At 69.4% G+C, this 17,121-nt stretch carries 16 protein-coding genes and 1 pseudogene; 10 read left to right on the forward strand and 7 right to left on the reverse strand.

Translation table 11 applies throughout. The annotated features are described in order from the left end of the window. Positions 1-9: 9 nt before the first annotated feature. The 4 genes from N5079_RS11595 to N5079_RS11610 all read left to right on the forward strand — a co-directional run bounded on the left by N5079_RS11595 (position 10) and on the right by N5079_RS11610 (position 2,312). The gene (locus tag N5079_RS11595) at positions 10-189 is read left to right on the forward strand and encodes a hypothetical protein (protein ID WP_261583636.1); all 180 of its coding nucleotides are present in this window, start codon (positions 10-12) and stop codon (positions 187-189) included. A gap of 30 nt (positions 190-219) precedes the next feature. Then, positions 220-591, forward strand: a complete 372-nt coding sequence (locus N5079_RS11600; protein ID WP_315967818.1) for a metalloregulator ArsR/SmtB family transcription factor — start codon at positions 220-222, stop codon at positions 589-591. After that, positions 584-1,555, forward strand: coding sequence for a cation diffusion facilitator family transporter (locus N5079_RS11605; protein WP_261583637.1), 972 nt, complete (start codon positions 584-586; stop codon positions 1,553-1,555). Before N5079_RS11600 ends, N5079_RS11605 begins: the two co-directional genes overlap by 8 nt. 109 nt (positions 1,556-1,664) lie before the next feature. After that, on the forward strand, positions 1,665-2,312 hold the full coding sequence (locus tag N5079_RS11610; protein ID WP_261583638.1) for a class I SAM-dependent methyltransferase: 648 nt from the start codon (positions 1,665-1,667) through the stop codon (positions 2,310-2,312). Positions 2,313-2,385: 73 nt separating this feature from the next. Here N5079_RS11610 and N5079_RS11615 read toward each other — a convergent pair whose 3' ends face one another. Beyond that, the gene (locus tag N5079_RS11615) at positions 2,386-3,891 is read right to left on the reverse strand and encodes an HNH endonuclease signature motif containing protein (RefSeq protein ID WP_410007771.1); all 1,506 of its coding nucleotides are present in this window, start codon (positions 3,889-3,891) and stop codon (positions 2,386-2,388) included. Between the two features lie 167 nt (positions 3,892-4,058). On the opposite strand from N5079_RS11615, the gene N5079_RS11620 reads away from it, so the two are divergent. From N5079_RS11620 to N5079_RS11635, 4 genes are all read left to right on the forward strand, one after another. Then, the gene (locus N5079_RS11620; protein ID WP_261583639.1) at positions 4,059-4,742 is read left to right on the forward strand and encodes an alpha/beta fold hydrolase; all 684 of its coding nucleotides are present in this window, start codon (positions 4,059-4,061) and stop codon (positions 4,740-4,742) included. 124 nt (positions 4,743-4,866) lie between these two features. Next, complete coding sequence (locus N5079_RS11625) at positions 4,867-5,844, forward strand: malate dehydrogenase (RefSeq protein ID WP_261583640.1); 978 nt, start codon at positions 4,867-4,869, stop codon at positions 5,842-5,844. Between the two features lie 134 nt (positions 5,845-5,978). After that, a complete protein-coding gene (locus tag N5079_RS11630; protein WP_261583641.1) occupies positions 5,979-7,346 on the forward strand; it encodes a dihydrolipoyl dehydrogenase family protein in 1,368 nt (455 codons plus the stop codon). An 80-nt stretch (positions 7,347-7,426) separates the two neighbouring features. Beyond that, on the forward strand, positions 7,427-8,500 hold the full coding sequence (locus N5079_RS11635; RefSeq protein ID WP_261583642.1) for a hypothetical protein: 1,074 nt from the start codon (positions 7,427-7,429) through the stop codon (positions 8,498-8,500). A gap of 78 nt (positions 8,501-8,578) precedes the next feature. Here the strand turns inward: N5079_RS11635 and N5079_RS35515 are convergent. The 5 genes and pseudogenes from N5079_RS35515 to N5079_RS11655 all read right to left on the reverse strand — a co-directional run. Beyond that, positions 8,579-9,196 (reverse strand): annotated as a pseudogene (locus tag N5079_RS35515) (DUF998 domain-containing protein); the annotation flags it as partial. 139 nt (positions 9,197-9,335) lie between these two features. Continuing rightward, positions 9,336-11,012, reverse strand: a complete 1,677-nt coding sequence (locus N5079_RS11640; protein ID WP_261583643.1) for an alpha-amylase family protein — start codon at positions 11,010-11,012, stop codon at positions 9,336-9,338. Positions 11,013-11,183: 171 nt separating this feature from the next. Next, entirely contained in the window at positions 11,184-11,387 is a 204-nt protein-coding gene (locus N5079_RS11645) for a cold-shock protein (protein ID WP_261583644.1), read from the reverse strand. 213 nt (positions 11,388-11,600) lie between these two features. Next, positions 11,601-12,551, reverse strand: coding sequence for a phosphotransferase enzyme family protein (locus tag N5079_RS11650; protein ID WP_261583645.1), 951 nt, complete (start codon positions 12,549-12,551; stop codon positions 11,601-11,603). Then, on the reverse strand, positions 12,548-13,924 hold the full coding sequence (locus N5079_RS11655; protein WP_261583646.1) for an XRE family transcriptional regulator: 1,377 nt from the start codon (positions 13,922-13,924) through the stop codon (positions 12,548-12,550). The genes N5079_RS11650 and N5079_RS11655 overlap by 4 nt, the downstream gene beginning before the upstream one ends. 370 nt (positions 13,925-14,294) lie before the next feature. Between N5079_RS11655 and N5079_RS11660 the strand changes: the two genes are divergently transcribed. Then, positions 14,295-14,579 carry a hypothetical protein gene (locus tag N5079_RS11660; RefSeq protein ID WP_261583647.1) on the forward strand — a complete coding sequence of 95 codons (285 nt, stop codon included), beginning with the start codon at positions 14,295-14,297 and terminating at the stop codon, positions 14,577-14,579. 32 nt (positions 14,580-14,611) lie between these two features. On the opposite strand, the gene N5079_RS11665 is transcribed toward N5079_RS11660, so the two are convergent. Then, a complete protein-coding gene (locus N5079_RS11665) occupies positions 14,612-15,337 on the reverse strand; it encodes a DUF427 domain-containing protein (protein ID WP_261583648.1) in 726 nt (241 codons plus the stop codon). Between the two features lie 185 nt (positions 15,338-15,522). Between N5079_RS11665 and cysS the strand changes: the two genes are divergently transcribed. Beyond that, positions 15,523-16,926 (forward strand): cysteine--tRNA ligase, encoded by a 1,404-nt coding sequence (gene cysS / locus N5079_RS11670; RefSeq protein WP_261583649.1) that lies wholly within the window; start codon positions 15,523-15,525, stop codon positions 16,924-16,926. Positions 16,927-17,121 lie beyond the last annotated feature (195 nt).

A 17,121-nucleotide genomic window follows, 5' to 3' on the forward strand; every position in this document is an offset into this window, starting at 1 on the left:
GGTGAAGACATGGGACGCATTCTTCTAATCGCAGCGGCCGTCATCGTCGGCCTCTTCCTGCTCGGCTCCGTCATCGGGCTCATCTTCGGAGCGCTGAAGTGGCTTCTGATCATCGGCGCCATCGCCCTGATCGTGTCCGTCGTCTTCAAGCTCACCCGCTCCCGTGGGGGCAGGGACCACTACGCCTGACCCTCCAGACGGCTGCATATCATTGCTCATATGAGCGTGTATTCACATGAGCCTCCGATGGACGCCGACCGGGTCAGTTCGGTCATGGCATCGCTGCCTCCGCAGGCCGCGATCGAGGGCCTGGCCGAGGTCTTCGGGCTCCTCGCCGATCCGGGGCGGCTCCGGCTCATGGCCGCGCTCCTCGAAGGCGGCGAGATGTGCGTCCGCGACCTGGCGGCCGCATGCGGCCAGAGCGAGTCGGCCGTCTCCCACGCATTGCGGCTGCTCCGGCTGAACCGGGTCGTGAAGGTGCGCCGGTCCGGCCGGATGGCCTACTACCGGCTGGCCGACTCGCACGTGCGGATGCTCTTCGACCTGGCCCTCACCCACGTCACCCACGACGACGGCGGCCACAGTGAGTGACCCCCAGCACGGGCAGGAGCACGGGCACGGGCATGGGCACCGGGTGAGGGCGGACGCCGATCGGCGCTCCCTCGCCTGGGCGCTGGCGCTGATCCTGGGCTTCATGGCGGCGGAGGTCGTGACCGGCCTCATGGCCGGCTCCCTCGCGCTGCTGTCCGACGCCGGGCACATGCTGACCGACGCGGCGGCCATCGGGCTCGCCCTCGTCGCCATGCGGATCGCCGCCCGGCCGCCCCAGGGCGGCTTCACCTACGGGCTCAAGCGCGTGGAGATCATCAGCGCGCAGATCAACGGCATCACGCTGCTGCTGCTCACCGCGTTCTTCATCGGCGAGGGCGTCCGCAGGATGATCTCCCCCTCCGAGGTCGAGGGCGTCCTCGTGCTGGTCACCGGTCTCGCCGGCATCGTCGTCAACGTGGGCGCCGCGTGGCTGATCAGCAAGGCCAACCGGTCGAGCCTCAACGTCGAGGGCGCCTTCCAGCACATCGTCAGCGACCTCTACGCGTTCATCGCCACCACGGTCGCCGGGCTCGTGGTGTGGCTGACGGGCTGGGCCCGCGCCGACGCCATCGCCGCCCTGGTCGTGGCCGCGCTGATGCTCAAGGCGGGCTGGGGGCTCGTCCGCGACGCCGGCCGTGTCTTCCTCGAGGCGGCCCCGGCGGGGATGGCGCCCGCCGAGATCGGCGCCCAGATGGCGGCGATGGACAACGTCGTCGAGGTCCACGACCTGCACGTCTGGGAGGTCACCTCCGGCTACGCCGCGCTCTCCGCCCACGTGCTCGTCGCCCCCGGCGCCGACTGCCACGCCGTACGGCAGGCCACCGAGGTGATGCTGCGGGAGGGTTACGGCATCGAGCACACCACCCTCCAGGTGGACCACGCCTCCCCCCGGCTGCTGGTCATCGGGGAGGACGGCCCGCACTGCCGCGACCCCCACGGCCCCTCCCACCCCGGAGCGGCATAGGTCCTGTCCGCGGCCCGCCGCGGCTCAAGGGCTTTCAGCCGAACGGCGGCTTCCCCGCGGACCTCGTCGTTTCACAGCGAGCGACGGAGACGGCCGCTAGCGTGCCGATGTGACCGCCTCCCTTAAGCCCGATCCCCCGCGTGATGAGTACTGGAATCACAACGTGCACTACCACCGCGTGGTGCTCGACGCGGTGCCGTACGGCTGCGACACGGCGCTCGACGTCGGGTGCGGCGACGGCCTCCTGGCGGCCAAGCTGGCATCCCGCGTCGGGCACGTCACGGGGATCGACCGATCGGCCGAGATGATCCGGCTGGCGGAGCGGCGCGCCGAGGACGCCACCTTCGTGGAGGGCGACTTCCTCACCTGGGATCCCGGGCGGACCTACGACTTCGTCAGCTGTGTGACCGTGATCCACCACATGGACTTCGGCGCGGCCGTCACGAAGATGGCCGGCCTGCTCCGCCCCGGCGGCACGCTAGTGATCATCGGCCTGCCCAGGTTCGCGACGCTCGCCGACCATGCCTTCGCCGCGCTCGCGCTGCCGGTCTCCTTGCTCTACCGCTCGCTGAAGGGCGGCAAGGGCGCCCCCTTCGGGATGCCGATGATGGACGCGGAGATGAAGTATCCGGAGATACGGCAGGCCGCCCGGCGCCTTCTCCCCGGGGCGCACGTCCGCCGCCTGCTCCTGCTGCGCTACTCGATCGTCTGGCACAAGCTCCCTGCTCCCGGCGGCGACTCCGGGGCACCTGTTTGACCTTGTCGTAGCGTCAACGTTTCCGATGAACAGCATGCGGACGGACCCCGGGCAGGCGTGTGAAACGCGGATGTCAGGCGGCGGTCAGGCGTTGTCCGCTCGATCGACGTTGCCGGCGGGACTCGCGAAGGATCGCCCGCAGCCGATCCCGTACGGCTGCCGCCTGTGGACGCAGGGCAGGATCGGCCGCCGCCTTCTCGGAGCGGATGAGCTCAATCTCCAGATTGTGGACATGGCACAGCGGCTTCCCCTTGTCGATGTCGGTATTGCCGCCGGCCCACCAAGAGACCTCGTGATCGATATCGGTCCAGGGCAGCGGCACGTCGCAGCCACCGTGCCACTGGCAGGTTCGGTACTGGGCCGAAAGGGCCACCCGCTGCCGAGTCGAGAACAGGCGGCGGGCCCGCCCGGCGTTCAGCGGCTCCCCTGTCATGGCGTCGGCGATGATCGCCGTAACCGTCGCGTCCTTGGCCAGTGCCCGGGCAGCGGCGGGCGGCAGCAACTGCCCCCAGTCGGTTTCCGCTGGAGGAGACTCCGGATCGCCGGTCAGCGTGCTCCACGGCACGATCAAGCGCACCTGGCACCGCGCGCCGCCCCGTATCACCGGCTGTGAATCGCCGGCCACAGAACCCCCCGGCGGCGGACCACCTATGGGATCGGCTTCGGGATCGCACGCGGTCTCGTGATGGAGAACACCACCCTGGTCCTCGGGAGAGTGGATGGTGGGTGCCGCCCGGATGCCGGTGAAGGCGGACATGGCTGTCTGCACACCGCGTATGAAAGCGTCGTAGCGGCGGCGTTCGGCGGGTTGCCCGTCGCCCGCGGACGGGGCGATGGAATGGCCCTCCAGCAGCTCCTTAAGCAGGGCGCCGCCCGCGCCCTCTCCTCTGACGTGGAACTCGAACCCCGCTCCCCCATCAACGAATCGGAACGAGGCGGCACGGTGGCGGTGGTGCTTCGCCAGCAGCCGATCGGGCAGGGTGGGGTCCAGATTCCACGCCTCACGTCGCGCCTGCGTGTGCAGCCGACGGGGAGACATGCCTGCTCCGGACAGACCGGCGTGATCGAGCAGGGCCACCTGCATTCGCCTGATCACGTCGCCCTTCGGCACGCGAGCGCTGTCCACGCTCTGAACCGCGTGCTCCACCCCATCGGCGATCTCCAAAAGGTGACCGAGCCCGATCCGCCGTCGCGAGAGCGCCTCCAGAGAAGGCTCCAGCCGTTCAAACCACTCGGCCACACGTGCCCGGGCCACCGATTCTCCATCGCGGAGGCCGCAGACCTGCTGCAGGAACGAGGCGCTGGAACGCTGGCCGACCAGGCGAACGCCGTCCATCTCGGAAAAGCGGTGCAGACGCCGGGCGGACTCGACCTCAAGGTCGGCGACCAGCTCCTGCAACGCCTGAACCTGTCCCGCCAGCACCTGAGCTCTCGCCTTGGCCAGCATCTCGGCCCGCTCGATGTCCTTGCCGCCATTCGGATCACCGATGGTTTCGAAAGGGTCGGCGAGAAGCGGCTCGGCCGCCAGGATCTCCAGACCCTGCCGGATCAGCTTCAAGCCATCCATCATCACCGCCACACCGACACTCTATACGAACTCATGTTCGCAACACCTGAAACGATCTTCCCTTCTTAAAGATCTACCTTCAGCTCGGTTGGCCAGGGACACAAACGCGGCGAAGTTGAGCTTTTCGCCCGTGACGAACCTCGCCGCGCGGCGACCGCAGGAACGCCTAGCGTGGCCGGATGAGCGATCTCCACTTCGCCGAGGTGAACGGTGTACGGCTGGCATACCAGGTCTCCGGGGACGCGGACGCGCCGCCGTTGCTCCTGCTGCACGGGCGCGGCGCGGATCACTCCGGTTGGAAGGGCGTCATCGACCGCCTCGCCGGTTCCTGGCGGGTCTACGCCCCGGACCTGCGAGGCCATGGCCGGAGCGACTGGCCGGGCGCCTACGACCTGGAACTGATGCGCGATGACATGGTCGCCCTGCTCGGCCACGCCGGCGTGGCGCGCACGGCGATCGTGGCCCATTCCCTCGGCGGCTTCGTCGGCTTCCTGATCGCCGAGGAGCATCCCGGCCTGGTCGACCGGCTGGTGCTGGAGGACGTGCCCGCGCCGCATCCGGCCGGGGTATCGCTGCCCGATCGGCCGGAGAGCCCGCTCTCCTTTGACTGGGCCATGGTCGAGCAGACCACCCACCAGCGGAACCACCCCGACCCCGCGTGGCTCGACCGGCTCGCCGACATAACGGCCCCGACGCTGGTCATCGCCGGAGGCGCGACGAGCCACCTCCCGCAGGACCAGGTCGCCGATCTCGCCTCGCGCATCCCGGGCTGCCGCATCGTCACGATCGAGGGCGGTCACGACATCCACACGACGCGCCCGGATGAGTTCCTCGACGCCGTGACGACGTTTCTCCGGCGCTGACACAGGTACAGCTGACGGCGGCAGGTACAGCTGACACAGGGACGACTACGCCGGGTCCGTCAAGAGGGGATCATTCGAGACAGGTAGCATCCGTGAGTCACACCTATCGCGAATGGGGATCGTCATGACCGTCAAAGTGACCGTCACCGGCGCGGCCGGCCAGATCGGTTACGCGCTGCTCTTCCGCATCGCCTCGGGCCAGCTCCTGGGCGCGGACACCCCGGTGAAGCTCAGCCTGCTGGAGATCCCGCAGGCGGTCAAGGCCGCCGAAGGCACCGCGATGGAGCTCGACGACTGCGCGTTCCCGCTGCTGCGCGGCATCGAGATCTCCGACGACCCCGCCAAGGCGTTCGACGGCGCCAACGTCGCGCTCCTCGTGGGCGCGCGTCCCCGTACGGCCGGCATGGAGCGGGGCGACCTCCTCCAGGCCAACGGCGGCATCTTCGGCCCGCAGGGCAAGGCCATCAACGACCACGCGGCCGGCGACATCCGCGTGCTGGTCGTGGGCAACCCGGCCAACACGAACGCGCTCATCGCGCAGTCGTCCGCGCCGGACGTCCCGGCCGAGCGCTTCACGGCCATGACCCGGCTCGACCACAACCGCGCGCTCTCGCAGCTCGCGGCGAAGCTGCGCGTCCCGGTGACCGAGATCAAGAAGATGACGATCTGGGGCAACCACTCCGCGACGCAGTACCCCGACCTCTTCCACGCCGAGGTCGGCGGCAAGATCGCCGCTGAGCAGGTCGAGGAGGCGTGGCTGCGCGACACCTTCATCCCGACGGTCGCCAAGCGCGGCGCCGCGATCATCGAGGCCCGTGGCGCCTCGTCGGCCGCCTCCGCCGCCAACGCCGCCATCGACCACGTGTACGACTGGGTGAACGGCACGCCCGAGGGCGACTGGACCTCGGCCGCCATCCCCTCCGACGGCTCGTACGGCGTGCCGGAGGGCATCATCTCCTCCTTCCCCGTCGTGTCGAAGGACGGCAAGTGGGAGATCGTCCAGGGCCTGGAGATCGACGCGTTCTCCCGCGAGCGCATCGACGCCTCGGTGAACGAGCTGATCGAGGAGCGCGACGCCGTCAGGGAGCTCGGCCTCATCTGACACCGGCCTCATCTGACACCGGTCTCATCTGATACCGGCTTCATCTAACGCGTCGGGGCGGATGCCTCGCAGCCGTACCTCGCAGCCGTACCTCACAGCCGTGCGGTACGGCTTTCGCTGGGCAGATAACCGCCATGACCGAATACGACACAGAGTTTGACATCGTGGTCCTAGGCATGGGACCCGGCGGCGAGGACGTGTCGGGACGGCTCGCGGAGGCGGGCCTCAGCGTGGCTGGAGTGGAAGCGGGCCTGGTCGGCGGCGAATGCGCCTACTGGGCCTGCGTGCCGTCCAAGATGATGATCCGCGCGTCCGGCCTGCTCGCCGAGGGACGGCGGATCAGCGGCATGGCGGGCTCGGCCGACGTTCGTCCCGACTGGGCGCCGGTGGCGCGCAGGATCAGGGACGAGGCCACCGACGACTGGAGCGACAAGGTCCCGGCGGAGCGCTTCGAGAGCAAGGGCGGCGACCTCGTCCGCGGTCACGGACGGATCACCGGGCCCAGAGAGGTCACCGTCGGCGGCCGGGTGCTGCGCGCCCGGCGCGGCATCGTCATCGCCACCGGCACCGAGCCCGCCATCCCTCCCATCGAGGGGCTTAACGGCACGCCGTACTGGACGAACCGGGAGGCGGTCGCCGCCGAGGAGGCGCCGGAGTCGCTGATCGTCCTCGGCGGTGGCTCGGTCGGCTCCGAGCTGGCCCAGGTCTTCAGCCGCTTCGGCACGCGCGTCACGCTGGTGGAGGCGGCCGACCGGCTGCTGCCCCAGGAGGAGCCGGAGGCGGGCAGGCTGCTGGCCGACGTGTTCACCCGGGAGGGCATCGCCGTACGGACCGGGACCAAGGCCGAGAGGGTCGCGCACGACGGCGGGCGGTTCACGCTGACGCTGGAGGGCGGCGAGACGGTTCGCGGGACGAGGCTGCTCGTCGCCACCGGCCGCCGCACCGACCTGACGGCCATCGGCGCCGGGCAGGCCGGTCTCGACGAGTCGGCCGAGTTCGTCGAGGTGGACGAGCGGATGCGGGCCGCCGACGGGGTCTGGGCGGTGGGCGACGTGACCGGCCGGGCGGCGTTCACCCACGTCGCGGTCTACCAGGGCCGGATCGCCGCCAGGGACATCCTGGGCGAGGGCGGCCCGGCGGCCGACTACCGGGCCGTCCCGCGGGCCACGTTCACCGATCCCGAGGTGGCGTCGGTGGGCCTCAGCGAGCAGCAGGCCCGCGACGAGGGGCTCCAGGTGCGCGTCGGCTTAGCCGCCGTCGACGAGTCGGCCCGCGGCTGGATCCACAAGACCGGCAACGACGGCCTTCTCAAGCTGGTGGAGGACGCCGGGCGAGGCGTCCTGGTGGGTGCGACGAGCGCCGGGCCCGCCGGTGGCGAGGTCCTCGGCGCGCTGGTGGTGGCGGTGCACAACGAGGTGCCGACCGCGCGGCTCCGGCACATGATGTACGCCTATCCGACCTTTCACCGGGCGATCGAGGACGCCCTGGAAACCCTGGAGTAGCGCGCCGGCGATCTGATGCCGAGATGTGACCAACCTCATGTGCGGCAGCGGGGTCTCATTCATGGGAGAAGGAGATCGCCATGAAGAAGACCACCCCGCCGGCCGCACGGGAGCAGGCCGGCCTCGCCCGGAAGGGACTGGCCGCGCTGACGCTTTCCGCGCTTGCCCTTTCCACGCTTGCCCTTTCCACGCTGCCCGTTTCCGCGCCGGCCCTCGCGGCCACCGCGACCCCCGCCCAGGCCGAGGCGAACGGCGGCCACTCCATTCGTTACGCGTCGGTGAAGGCCTGCAAGACCAGGGACGGCGCGCAGTTCCCCTGCGGGCCGTGGCGGCTCGGCCTGCGCGGGGGCAGGCAGGTCGTGCTGAAGGACGCCCTGGTGTGGCCGCGCGCGAGCAACGGCAAGACCACCAAGAGCATGACCGCGCCGATGGCGGTGAGCGGTGACGGTGAGACCGTCGCCTACTTCCGCAAGTCGGACGGGCGGGTGGTCGTCCGCGAGCTCGGAGGCGCCGTCCACGTCATGCCGAAGATCGCGCTCCCCCGGGGCGTCGGCATGGAAGAGCTCGACCTGAAGCTCTCGCTGGACGGCGGGCACCTGGCCGTCGAGTACTACGACGAGGCCAACAGGCAGCCGACCCGCGTGTTCGACACCTCACATCCCGGCAAGCCCGGAGAGATCCCGGGGAACACGATCTTCCAGGGCTTCAGCGGCGACGGTCAGGCGGTCCTGGCCGGGGTGACGACCGACGACAACACCATCCAGCTCGTCACCTACGACACCGGCGGCAACGAGCTGAGCCGGGTGGAGCCGCCCCAGGTCGTCGCCAACAACGAGCCGCAAACCCTGTCCTCGGACGGCCGCACCGTCGCGTTCCTCACGGGCACCGGGCACAAGCCGGCGCTCAATCTCTACGACCTCGGCACCGACCAGATCGTACGGACCATCCGGTTCAAGCTCCCCCAAGAGAACCTTCCGTACATGCTCGACTGGACGGGTGATCACCAGATCACCATGCACGTCACCGGCGCCGGCGACATGGCCGGGGCGCCCATGACGATCCTGGAGCTCGACACCGACACGGGGGCCGTCAAGGTCCGGGACTCCTACAAGATGCCCAAGGACGCGTTCACCTTCATGGCCTGCGGAGGCTGAGCCGGCGGGGGCGGGGGCGGAGCCGGCGGGGGCGGAGCCGGTGGGGGCGGAGCCGGTGGGGGCGGAGAGGCTCATCGCGATCAGCGCGGCCACTTCTGAGACGACGGTGAGTCGCTGGGTCAGCCCGGCGGGCACCCACCCCGGGTCCAGGCCCAGCGCTCTGACGGCGTACGGCAGGACCACGAGGACGAGCGACCCGAGCGCGACGAGGCTGAGCGCACGGGCCGCCCTTGCGCCCCTTCCGCCGCTTCCGCGCCTTCCGCCCCCTCCGCCCCTTGCGGCCGTGATCCGGGAGAGGGTCAACCCCGCGACCGGAATGCTCAGGAAGGCAACGAACGCGGCATAACGATGGATCCCGCCTGACATCGACAGCGACACCCCCGGCCTGTCCGTGGGGAACCCGGCGACCAGCAGCAGGCAGCAGCTCCACAGGGCCGCCAGCAGCGCGACGCCGCGGTGCAGCCGTGCCAGCCGTACGGCGAGCACGGCCGAGCCGGACGCGAGAAGCACCAGCGAGACGGGCAGCAGCCAGCCATGCGGCGCGAAGGCATACTCGCTGATCATGTCCCGCAGCGGGTCGAGGCCGGACACCAGGTGCAGGAGCACCATCGCGGCCACACCCGTGCCGACGATCACGTACCCGGCCTGATCCGCGCTGTCATGCCGCCCGGTGATATCGCTGAACCGCATCCCCATGGCTCATCACTGTGGCCATGGGCCTTCGACCGGCCCATCGGAGATCGGCCCGACCCGGCCCTGAGGCGCCCCCTAGGCGCGTTGGGGTCCGTACGGCGCCGGCCCCTGGGGATCAGCGACGTGACCAGCGCGAACGATCTCAGGAGGCGTCGGCGGAGTCGGCCGGGGCGGTCTCGGGAGTGGAGACGCGGAACCAGCGGCAGCCGTACCGGCCCAGCTCGAACTCCGCGCGGCCGTCGTCGGAGATCTCGATCGTGCCGTCCACGAGCAGGTCGGTGAGGACCTTGGACGAGTCGACGCCGTCGAGCGTGATCTCGACCTTGGTCTCGGCGTCGCTGAAGTTGTGCACGGCCACGACGGTCTCGCCGTCCGCGTCGGCCCGGTGGGCGAGCACCGGATCGGCCCCGGAGTCCAGCACGGCGGACTCGCCCCACGCCAGCTCGGGACACTCGCGGTAGAGCCGGATGAGCCGGGTGATCCAGAGCAGCAACGAGTCGGGATCCCGCTGCTGGGCGCTGACATTGACCTCCTCAGGGCCGTAGTCCCCCTTGGGCATGCCATTCTGGATTTTGGAGGGGTCGGCCGTGGTGAACCCGCCGTTGCGGTTCGGGGTCCACTGCATGGGCGTGCGGACGGCCTGGCGGCCCTCCAGCTCCAGGTTCTCCCCCATGCCGATCTCCTCGCCGTAGAAGAGGACCGGAGTGCCCGGCAAGGAGAACAGCAGGCTGTAGACCATCTTGATCCGGTCCATGTCGCCGCCGAGCATCGTGGGGAGACGGCGGCGCAGGCCCCGGCCGTAGAGCTGCATGTCCTTGTCCGGGCCGAAGGCGGCGAAGACCTCCTGACGCTCGGAGTCGCTGAGCTTGTCCAGCGTGAGCTCGTCGTGGTTGCGGACGAACGTCGCCCAGTGGCTGTCCTTGGGCGGCCGGGGCCGCTCCCGCATCGCGTCGGCGAGGGGCCTGGCGTCCTGGCGGGCCAGCGAGAGGTAGGTCCGCTGCATGCCGATGAAGTCGAAGCACATCGTGATCTCGTTGCCGAGGGAGCTGCCGAAATACTTGACCAGGTCGTCGTAGGGCAGGTTCACCTCACCGAGGAGCGCGGCGCTGCCGTCCCTGCGATTCATGAAGGCCCTCAGATCGGCGAAGAACTCGTGCGGATCGGGCAACTTGTCACTGTCGGTGTCGGTGACCTGCTCGACGAGGAACGGCACGGCGTCGACGCGGAAGCCGGAGAGCCCCAGCTCCATCCAGAACCCGAGGATCCGGGCGATCTCGTCCCGCACCTCGGGATTGGCCGTGTTCAGGTCAGGCTGAAACCGGTAAAACCGGTGGAAATAATACTGTCTGGTCTTCTCGTCGTACTCCCACAGGCTGTTCTCCTTGTCGGGGAAAACGATGCCCTTGGGGTCGTCGGGCTCGGGCTTGTCCGACCAGATGTACCAGTCGCGGTAGCGGGAGTCCCTGCTGGAGCGGGCGTCCTTGAACCAGGGGTGCTCGTCGGAGGTGTGGTTGACGACAAGGTCGGCGATCACCCGGATGCCGCGGTCCCTCGCCACCCGCATGAACTCGACGAAGTCCCCGAGCGTGCCGAGGCGGGGGTCCACGCTGTAGAAATCGGTGATGTCGTAGCCGTCGTCGCGGTCGGGCGTCGGGAAGAACGGCATCAGCCAGATGCAGGTCACACCCAGTCTGTCGAGATGGTCGATGTGCTGGATGGCTCCCCGGAAGTCGCCGATCCCGTCGCCGTCGCCGTCGGCGTACGTCTCGATGTCCAGGCAGTAGACGACCGCGTTCTTCCACCACAGGTCCGACGTCATGCTCAGTCTCATGGCCCTTCCGGCTGCCCGGCAAAGGCCCGGCAAAACATCCGGGCCCGCGCCGCCGGAGCGGACGCGGGCCCGGATCTCGAACCGTTGAGCTGTTTTGACGAACCCTGCGAGCCGTCCGGGAACAGCGCCCCCGGGGCTCGTAGAGCTATGTTTCAGAGCTTAGAGCGGCGTGACCTGCTCGGCCTGCGGACCCTTGTTGCCCTGGACGGTCACGTAGCTGACGCGCTGGTTCTCGTCCAGGCTGCGGTAACCACTCGAGGTGATCGCCGAGTAGTGAACGAACACGTCAGGGGTACCGTCGTCCGGAGCGATGAACCCGAAGCCCTTTTCGGCGTTGAACCACTTGACGGTGCCTTCAGACAACTGCTTCTCCTTTTCGGGAGCCTCACCGCGTCACCAGGTCGATGACACGGGGCTGCTAGCGGACCCTACCCTGCATCCGCGAAAAACGCTGGAAAAGCAAGCACGCCCGCTGTCGGGAAATTCCCGAGTGCGCTTTTTGGAAAGAACACGTTCTTGGAAACCACCACTGCAACACCAGCAGCCTATACGCAGCCTACCCACATCTCCAAACACCTAAGCAGGCGCGGCCATATACCAGCGGGCATGGCCGTCGCCGCGGGTCAGCGAGTCGAGCCTGCGCGGCAACTCCTGCCGGGAGAACGGGTCGCCCAGCGCGTTGCGGATGTGGATCCCCACGGCGTACATGTCCCTGACCTCCATCAGCGTACTGTAGCCGGGCCATAGTCGCAGGTCAGAGCCGTATGCGTGGGCGAAGTCGTCCACGTCGGCGGCGGACAGGCCGAACCGGCGCTGCCCGTGGTAGGTGTGCACGAGGTCCCACTCCCGGGGCCCGACGGCGACGCCGTCCCAGTCGCACAGCACGACGTGGCCGTCCTGACAGCGCAGCAGGTTGTCGATCCACGCGTCGCCGTGCAGAAGGACGGCAGGGCCCGTCTCCAGGCCCTGCCAGCGGCCGGTGAGCTCCTCGATGCGGTCGCTCAGCCAGGCCCGCTGTCCGGCGGTGAGCACCTCGGCGCGGTGCTCCACGGCGTGCCGCACCTCGGCCAGCGGGTCGGTGAGCCGCCGCAGCGCCATGGGCGGCACCGGCAGCCGGTGCAGGTTGCGCAGCACCCGGCCCAGCTCGCTCGTGGTCGGACGGCCCCTCGACCGGACATACCTCCAGAACGTGACCGCCCGCCCGCCGTACACGATCGGCTGGCCGGGGATCTCGTCCACCGGCCGCACGGCCGGGAAGCCCCGGTCGGCGAGCCAGCGGGCCACCGCCAGCACGACCGGCAGCCGGGTCAGCGCGTCGGGGGCGGTCGCGATCCGCACGACCATGTCACCCAAGTCGCCCAAGTCGCCCGTGCCACCTGTGCCGCCCGTGCCGCCGCGGAGCCTGAACACCGCGTTGCTGCGCAGCCGCAGGAGCTGCGCGCCCGTGGCGTCGACCCCCAGTTGCCCGCAGACATCGCGGAGGAGCCCGAACGCCTCGTCGGCCAGCGGCCGGACTATGGTCCTCACGCGCGGCTCAGACCGGTCTCAGAAGTCGGCAGGAGACCGTCCGAACGCAGCAGGCCGTCCAGGGCCAGCCGTGGCGACGACTCCGCCAGCACCTGCCGCAGATGCCGCACGGCGGGCAGCCGCGGGTCCGCGTCGGCCAGCAGCGCCCTGGCCCGGGTGACCACGATCGAGGTGCGGTGCTCGGCCGGCACCTGCCGCAGCGCCTCGGCGGCGATCCGGCAGGCCTCCTCGTGGTCCCCCTGCCTCGCCAGGTGACTGGCCTGGTCGAGCAGGATCAGGGCGGGGTCGATCGTGTGGAAGCCGGGCGGGAACGCGTCGAGGCCGTTGATCTGCTCGGCGTCGCCCAGCTCGATCAGCGTCCCGGTCCGGTAGAACATCATCCTTTTCTCGGTGAAGACGAAGGCCAGGTCGTCCTGGCTCATGCCGCGCATGCGGGCGAAGATCTGCTCGGCCTCCGCGAGGGCGATCCTGGCCGCCTTGCCGTCCCCCATCCGGGCCAGCGCCCGCGCCTCGGCCGCCGCCGCGAGGGCCGCCGGGGAGCTCGGGGCCGACCCGGCCAGCATCCGGGCCTCCCGTGCCAGCCGTACGGTCTCGTTGAGGTCGCCGTAGTAGTAGAGCAGCATCGTCTGCTGCGCCCGGACGAGGGCGCGCAGGCGGAGGTCGCCGACGTCGTCGGAGGCGGCGCGGGCCGTGCCGTACCACGCGTGGGCCTGCCGCGTGTCGCCCAGCTTCATCAGCGCGTCGGCGGACAGCAGGGCGAGCATGGTCGTGGCCGTGAGGAGGCGGCGCTGGACCGAGGACGGCTGGCGGGCCCCGCTCAGCTTCCGCACGTCGGAGAGCTCCAGCATGACCCGGCACAGCATCGGCATCGGCGGTGTGGTCATGTACTCCCGGCGGTAACGGAGGACCTGCTCGTCCAGCCGGTCGAGCTGGTCCTCGGTCACCGTGCCCGCCGCGAGGGTCCGGTCGAGATCGTGCCGGGTGCCCTCGACCTCGGCGAAGAACCGGCCGTTCGGCGTTCCGAGAAGCATGGCCTGGTGGAAGAGCGCCCTGCGCTCGGTGTCGTCGCCGCCCGCGTCGTCGAGGTGGACGGGCTCCTCGGACTGGCCGGGGCCGACCACGACGACCTTCTGGCCGCCCGAGTCCTCGCAGTAGTCCGCGGCGAGGCCGAGCCGTACGGCGTTGGCCCTGTAGAGCCGCGCGAGCAGGTCGATGGTCTGGGGGCGGGGGCGCGCCCGGTTGTTCTCCCAGGCGTTCAGGAGGTCGATGCTGGCACGGGGCAGGCCGAGGGACTGCCGCTCACACAGTGACTCCAGCTCCTCGATCGCCTGCCTGGCCGACCAGCCGCGGCCGAGCCGATGGGCCTTGAGCATGCTCACACCGCAACATCCGTGGATCGCCTGGACCGTCTGCCAGAGCGTCCACTGCCGGGCTTCGGCCTGCTCACGCCAGCGACGAGCGCATGCGGGTGAATGTTCTCCACGGGCCATGTACGTGCCCCTCCGCAGTTGGAGTGTCGCAGTTACGGATATTTCCCCAACGTAAACCCGCATGTACCGAACCACCCCGCACCGTTATGCGTTCGTGGCCCGGGACCCGAGGCTGTTCCACGGAATACCCACGAGTTCCCTGGTTATTGCACGGTTTCGCGGAATCGCCGCGATTGCCGGTAGGACAGCACGGGTTCACCCTTTCCGGTGTTAGGTCCCAACTGATGGGCCACAACGTCCCCCGGAGGCCACCATGACGGCAGATCGCAGCGAGGCGATGGACCATCTCGAGCGGCTCGCCGCTCAACTGGAGGCCCACTCCTTCCAGGTGCGCCTGTCAGCGCCCGCCGGGCTCTACCCGCGCCTGCGCGTGGTCAACCCCATGGCCCCCGCCATGGCGGAGGACGTCCTGGCGTCGAACGCCAACGACGGCGAGTGGTGGTACTGGCTGTCGTGGGCGGGCCGCATCGGGCACGCCTCCGACGTCGTCACCGCCGCCGAGCGGATCGCCAGCGTCCTCCACGTCATCCGCAGGTAGCACCGGGTAGCGCCATGTAGCGTCAGGGCCCGTCAACGCGGCTGGAGGACGCCGTCCACGTAGAGGTCCACCTTCTCGTTGTAGAAGGCGACCAGGCCGGCGATCTTCTGGCTCTCGGGGAGGGGCGCCGGGTAGGACCAGACCAGGTCCTTGCCGCCCTCGCCCTCCCCCACGGACCAGTACTCCGCCTGGCCCTTGTACGGGCAGTGGGTCACCGTGTCCGAACGGTGCAGCAGATCGAGCCGGACGTCCGTCTTCGGCAGGTAGTAGCGCGGCCGAAGCCCCGTCTCGAACAGGATCCGCGGGCTGCGCGAGTCGGCGACCGTCACGCCGTCGACCTCCACGCGGACATGCCGGGAGCTCGCCAGGATGTCCACCCTCCGGTACGGATCACGGGGGTGGACGGTGACCTCCTCGTCCTCCTCGAACCAGTTGTCCATGGACTCCCAGTCGAGCCGGACGTGCCCGCGGATCTGCTCCAGCGGGGCGTCGTCCCCGTAGACGAGGGCGGCGTCGGGCCTCCCGGCAACGTCATGGAGCTCCCCGTCGCCGCGGCTCGGGGAGTGCTCCTTCCGGCCGGACGCCTTCAGCGACTCCATGTCGACGTCGTCGGCCGGGAAATAGTAGGTCGGGTAATACGGCAACTCCCACACCAGCAGGGCGCGGATGGTGTCGGCCACCGGCCGCCCGTTGACATAGGCCCGCACACGCTTGGCCGTCGTCTCGACGCGGACACGGCCCCGTTTGGTCGGTTCCATGCCGGTCGCAACCACCGGACGCCGGGCCCTTATTCCCGCACTTCCCGCACTTCCGCCGCACTTCCGCCGCACTTCCGGGGGGCACTTCCGTACGGCCTGCCTCACAATCCGTATTTCGCGATGTGCGGCCGCGGGCCCGGGACCGCTATCGACAGCGAGCGGATTAGTCGCTTACCCTCGGCTAGGTGGGTCTTCGCCTTTACGATACGCATGGTCGCACAGCGCGTGATTTCACCCCCCGAATTCCCGGAATGGTGTCCATTTATCTCTGCGGCCCCACCGTCGTCGTTCCGCCGCACGTCGGGCAGATCAGGTCGCAGGTGAGTTTCGACATTCTGCATCGGTGGCTGAGGACCAAGGGCTACAAAGTGCTCCTGTGCCGGAACGTCACGGACATCGAAGACAAGATAATCGGCAGGTCCCTTTCCGAGGGAAAGCCGTGGTGGCGGATCACCGACCCGGTCTACCGGTCCTTCGCCCGGACTTACGCCACGCTCGGCTGCCTTCCGCCCAGCGTGGAGCCACGGGCGACCGGCCACATCCCCGAGATGATCGAGATGATCGAGGAGCTCGTGGCCGCCGGGCACGCCTACGAGTCCGACGGGAACGTCTACTTTTCCGTCGACTCCTACGCCGATTACGGATCGCTGTCCCGGCAGCAGGCGAAGCACATGCGGATCACCGAGGAGAACGAGCGCGGAAAACGCGACCCCCGCGATTTCGCGCTCTGGAAGCGGGCCAAGCCGGGCGAGCCGTTCTGGACCGCGCCATGGGGCGAGGGACGGCCCGGGTGGCATCTGGAATGCTCGGCCATGGCCCGGAAATACCTCGGCGCGGAATTCGACATCCACGGCGGCGGGGCCAATCTGATATTTCCGCACCACGAGAACGAGATCGCCCAGTCGCGTGCGGCGGGAGACTCGTTCGCGCGTTTCTGGCTGCACAACGGGCCGGTGACGCACCGCGGTGAGAAAATCCGCAAGCACGTCCGCAACCCGCTCGCCGTCCCGGCCCTGCTCGATCGGATTCGCCCGGTGGAGCTCCGCTATTACCTCGCGGCCGCCCATTATCGCTCGCCGATGGAATTCTCGGTGGAGGCGGTCGAGGAGGCGGCCACGGCCTACCGCCGGATCGAACGGTTCGTGCTCCGGGTCGCCTCACCGGCCGGCGCGGGGACGGGTTCCGGGCTGGGCTCGGATGTGGTTCCGGGGCTGGTTACGGAGCTTCCGGCGCAGTTCAGCGGCGCCATGGACAACGACCTGAACGTCTCGCAGGCACTGTCGGCCGTCCACGCCGCCGTCGGCGAGGGCAACGCCGCGCTCGGCTCCGGAGACGAGGAAAGGGCCGCCGGCAAATGCCGCTCGGTGCGGGCGATGCTGAATGTCCTCGGCCTTGACCCGATGAGCGAGAACTGGGCACGGGAAACGCACCTCCAGGATGTCGCGGGAGCCGTACTCCGCGTCGCCAAGAATCTCGCCGCGGCCAGCGCCGCGCAGGGAGATCACGAACGCGCCCGGATCATGGAGCTCCAGATCGACATGGCCCTCAGAAAACGCCGCCAAATCAAGCACTCCGCGCTTATCAGATAGATCTCCATCCGCTGCGCACGCCCTGAACCGACAGCGGCCAGGCGCCCGCATCCATGAGCGCCGCCCACGCGCCTCCTCAGGCACACTGCCCCGCGGGGTGGACGTCCGTAGGCACGCTGCCGGGCGGATGCTCCCGGCAGCCGGCCACGCGCCCGCGCGGATCACCCAGCCGGTTCCGTGCTCGTCACCGCCGCG

The sequence above is a fragment of the Planotetraspora sp. A-T 1434 genome, from assembly GCF_025420585.1.
In the GTDB taxonomy this organism is placed as follows: Bacteria; Actinomycetota; Actinomycetes; order Streptosporangiales; family Streptosporangiaceae; genus JAOEGB01.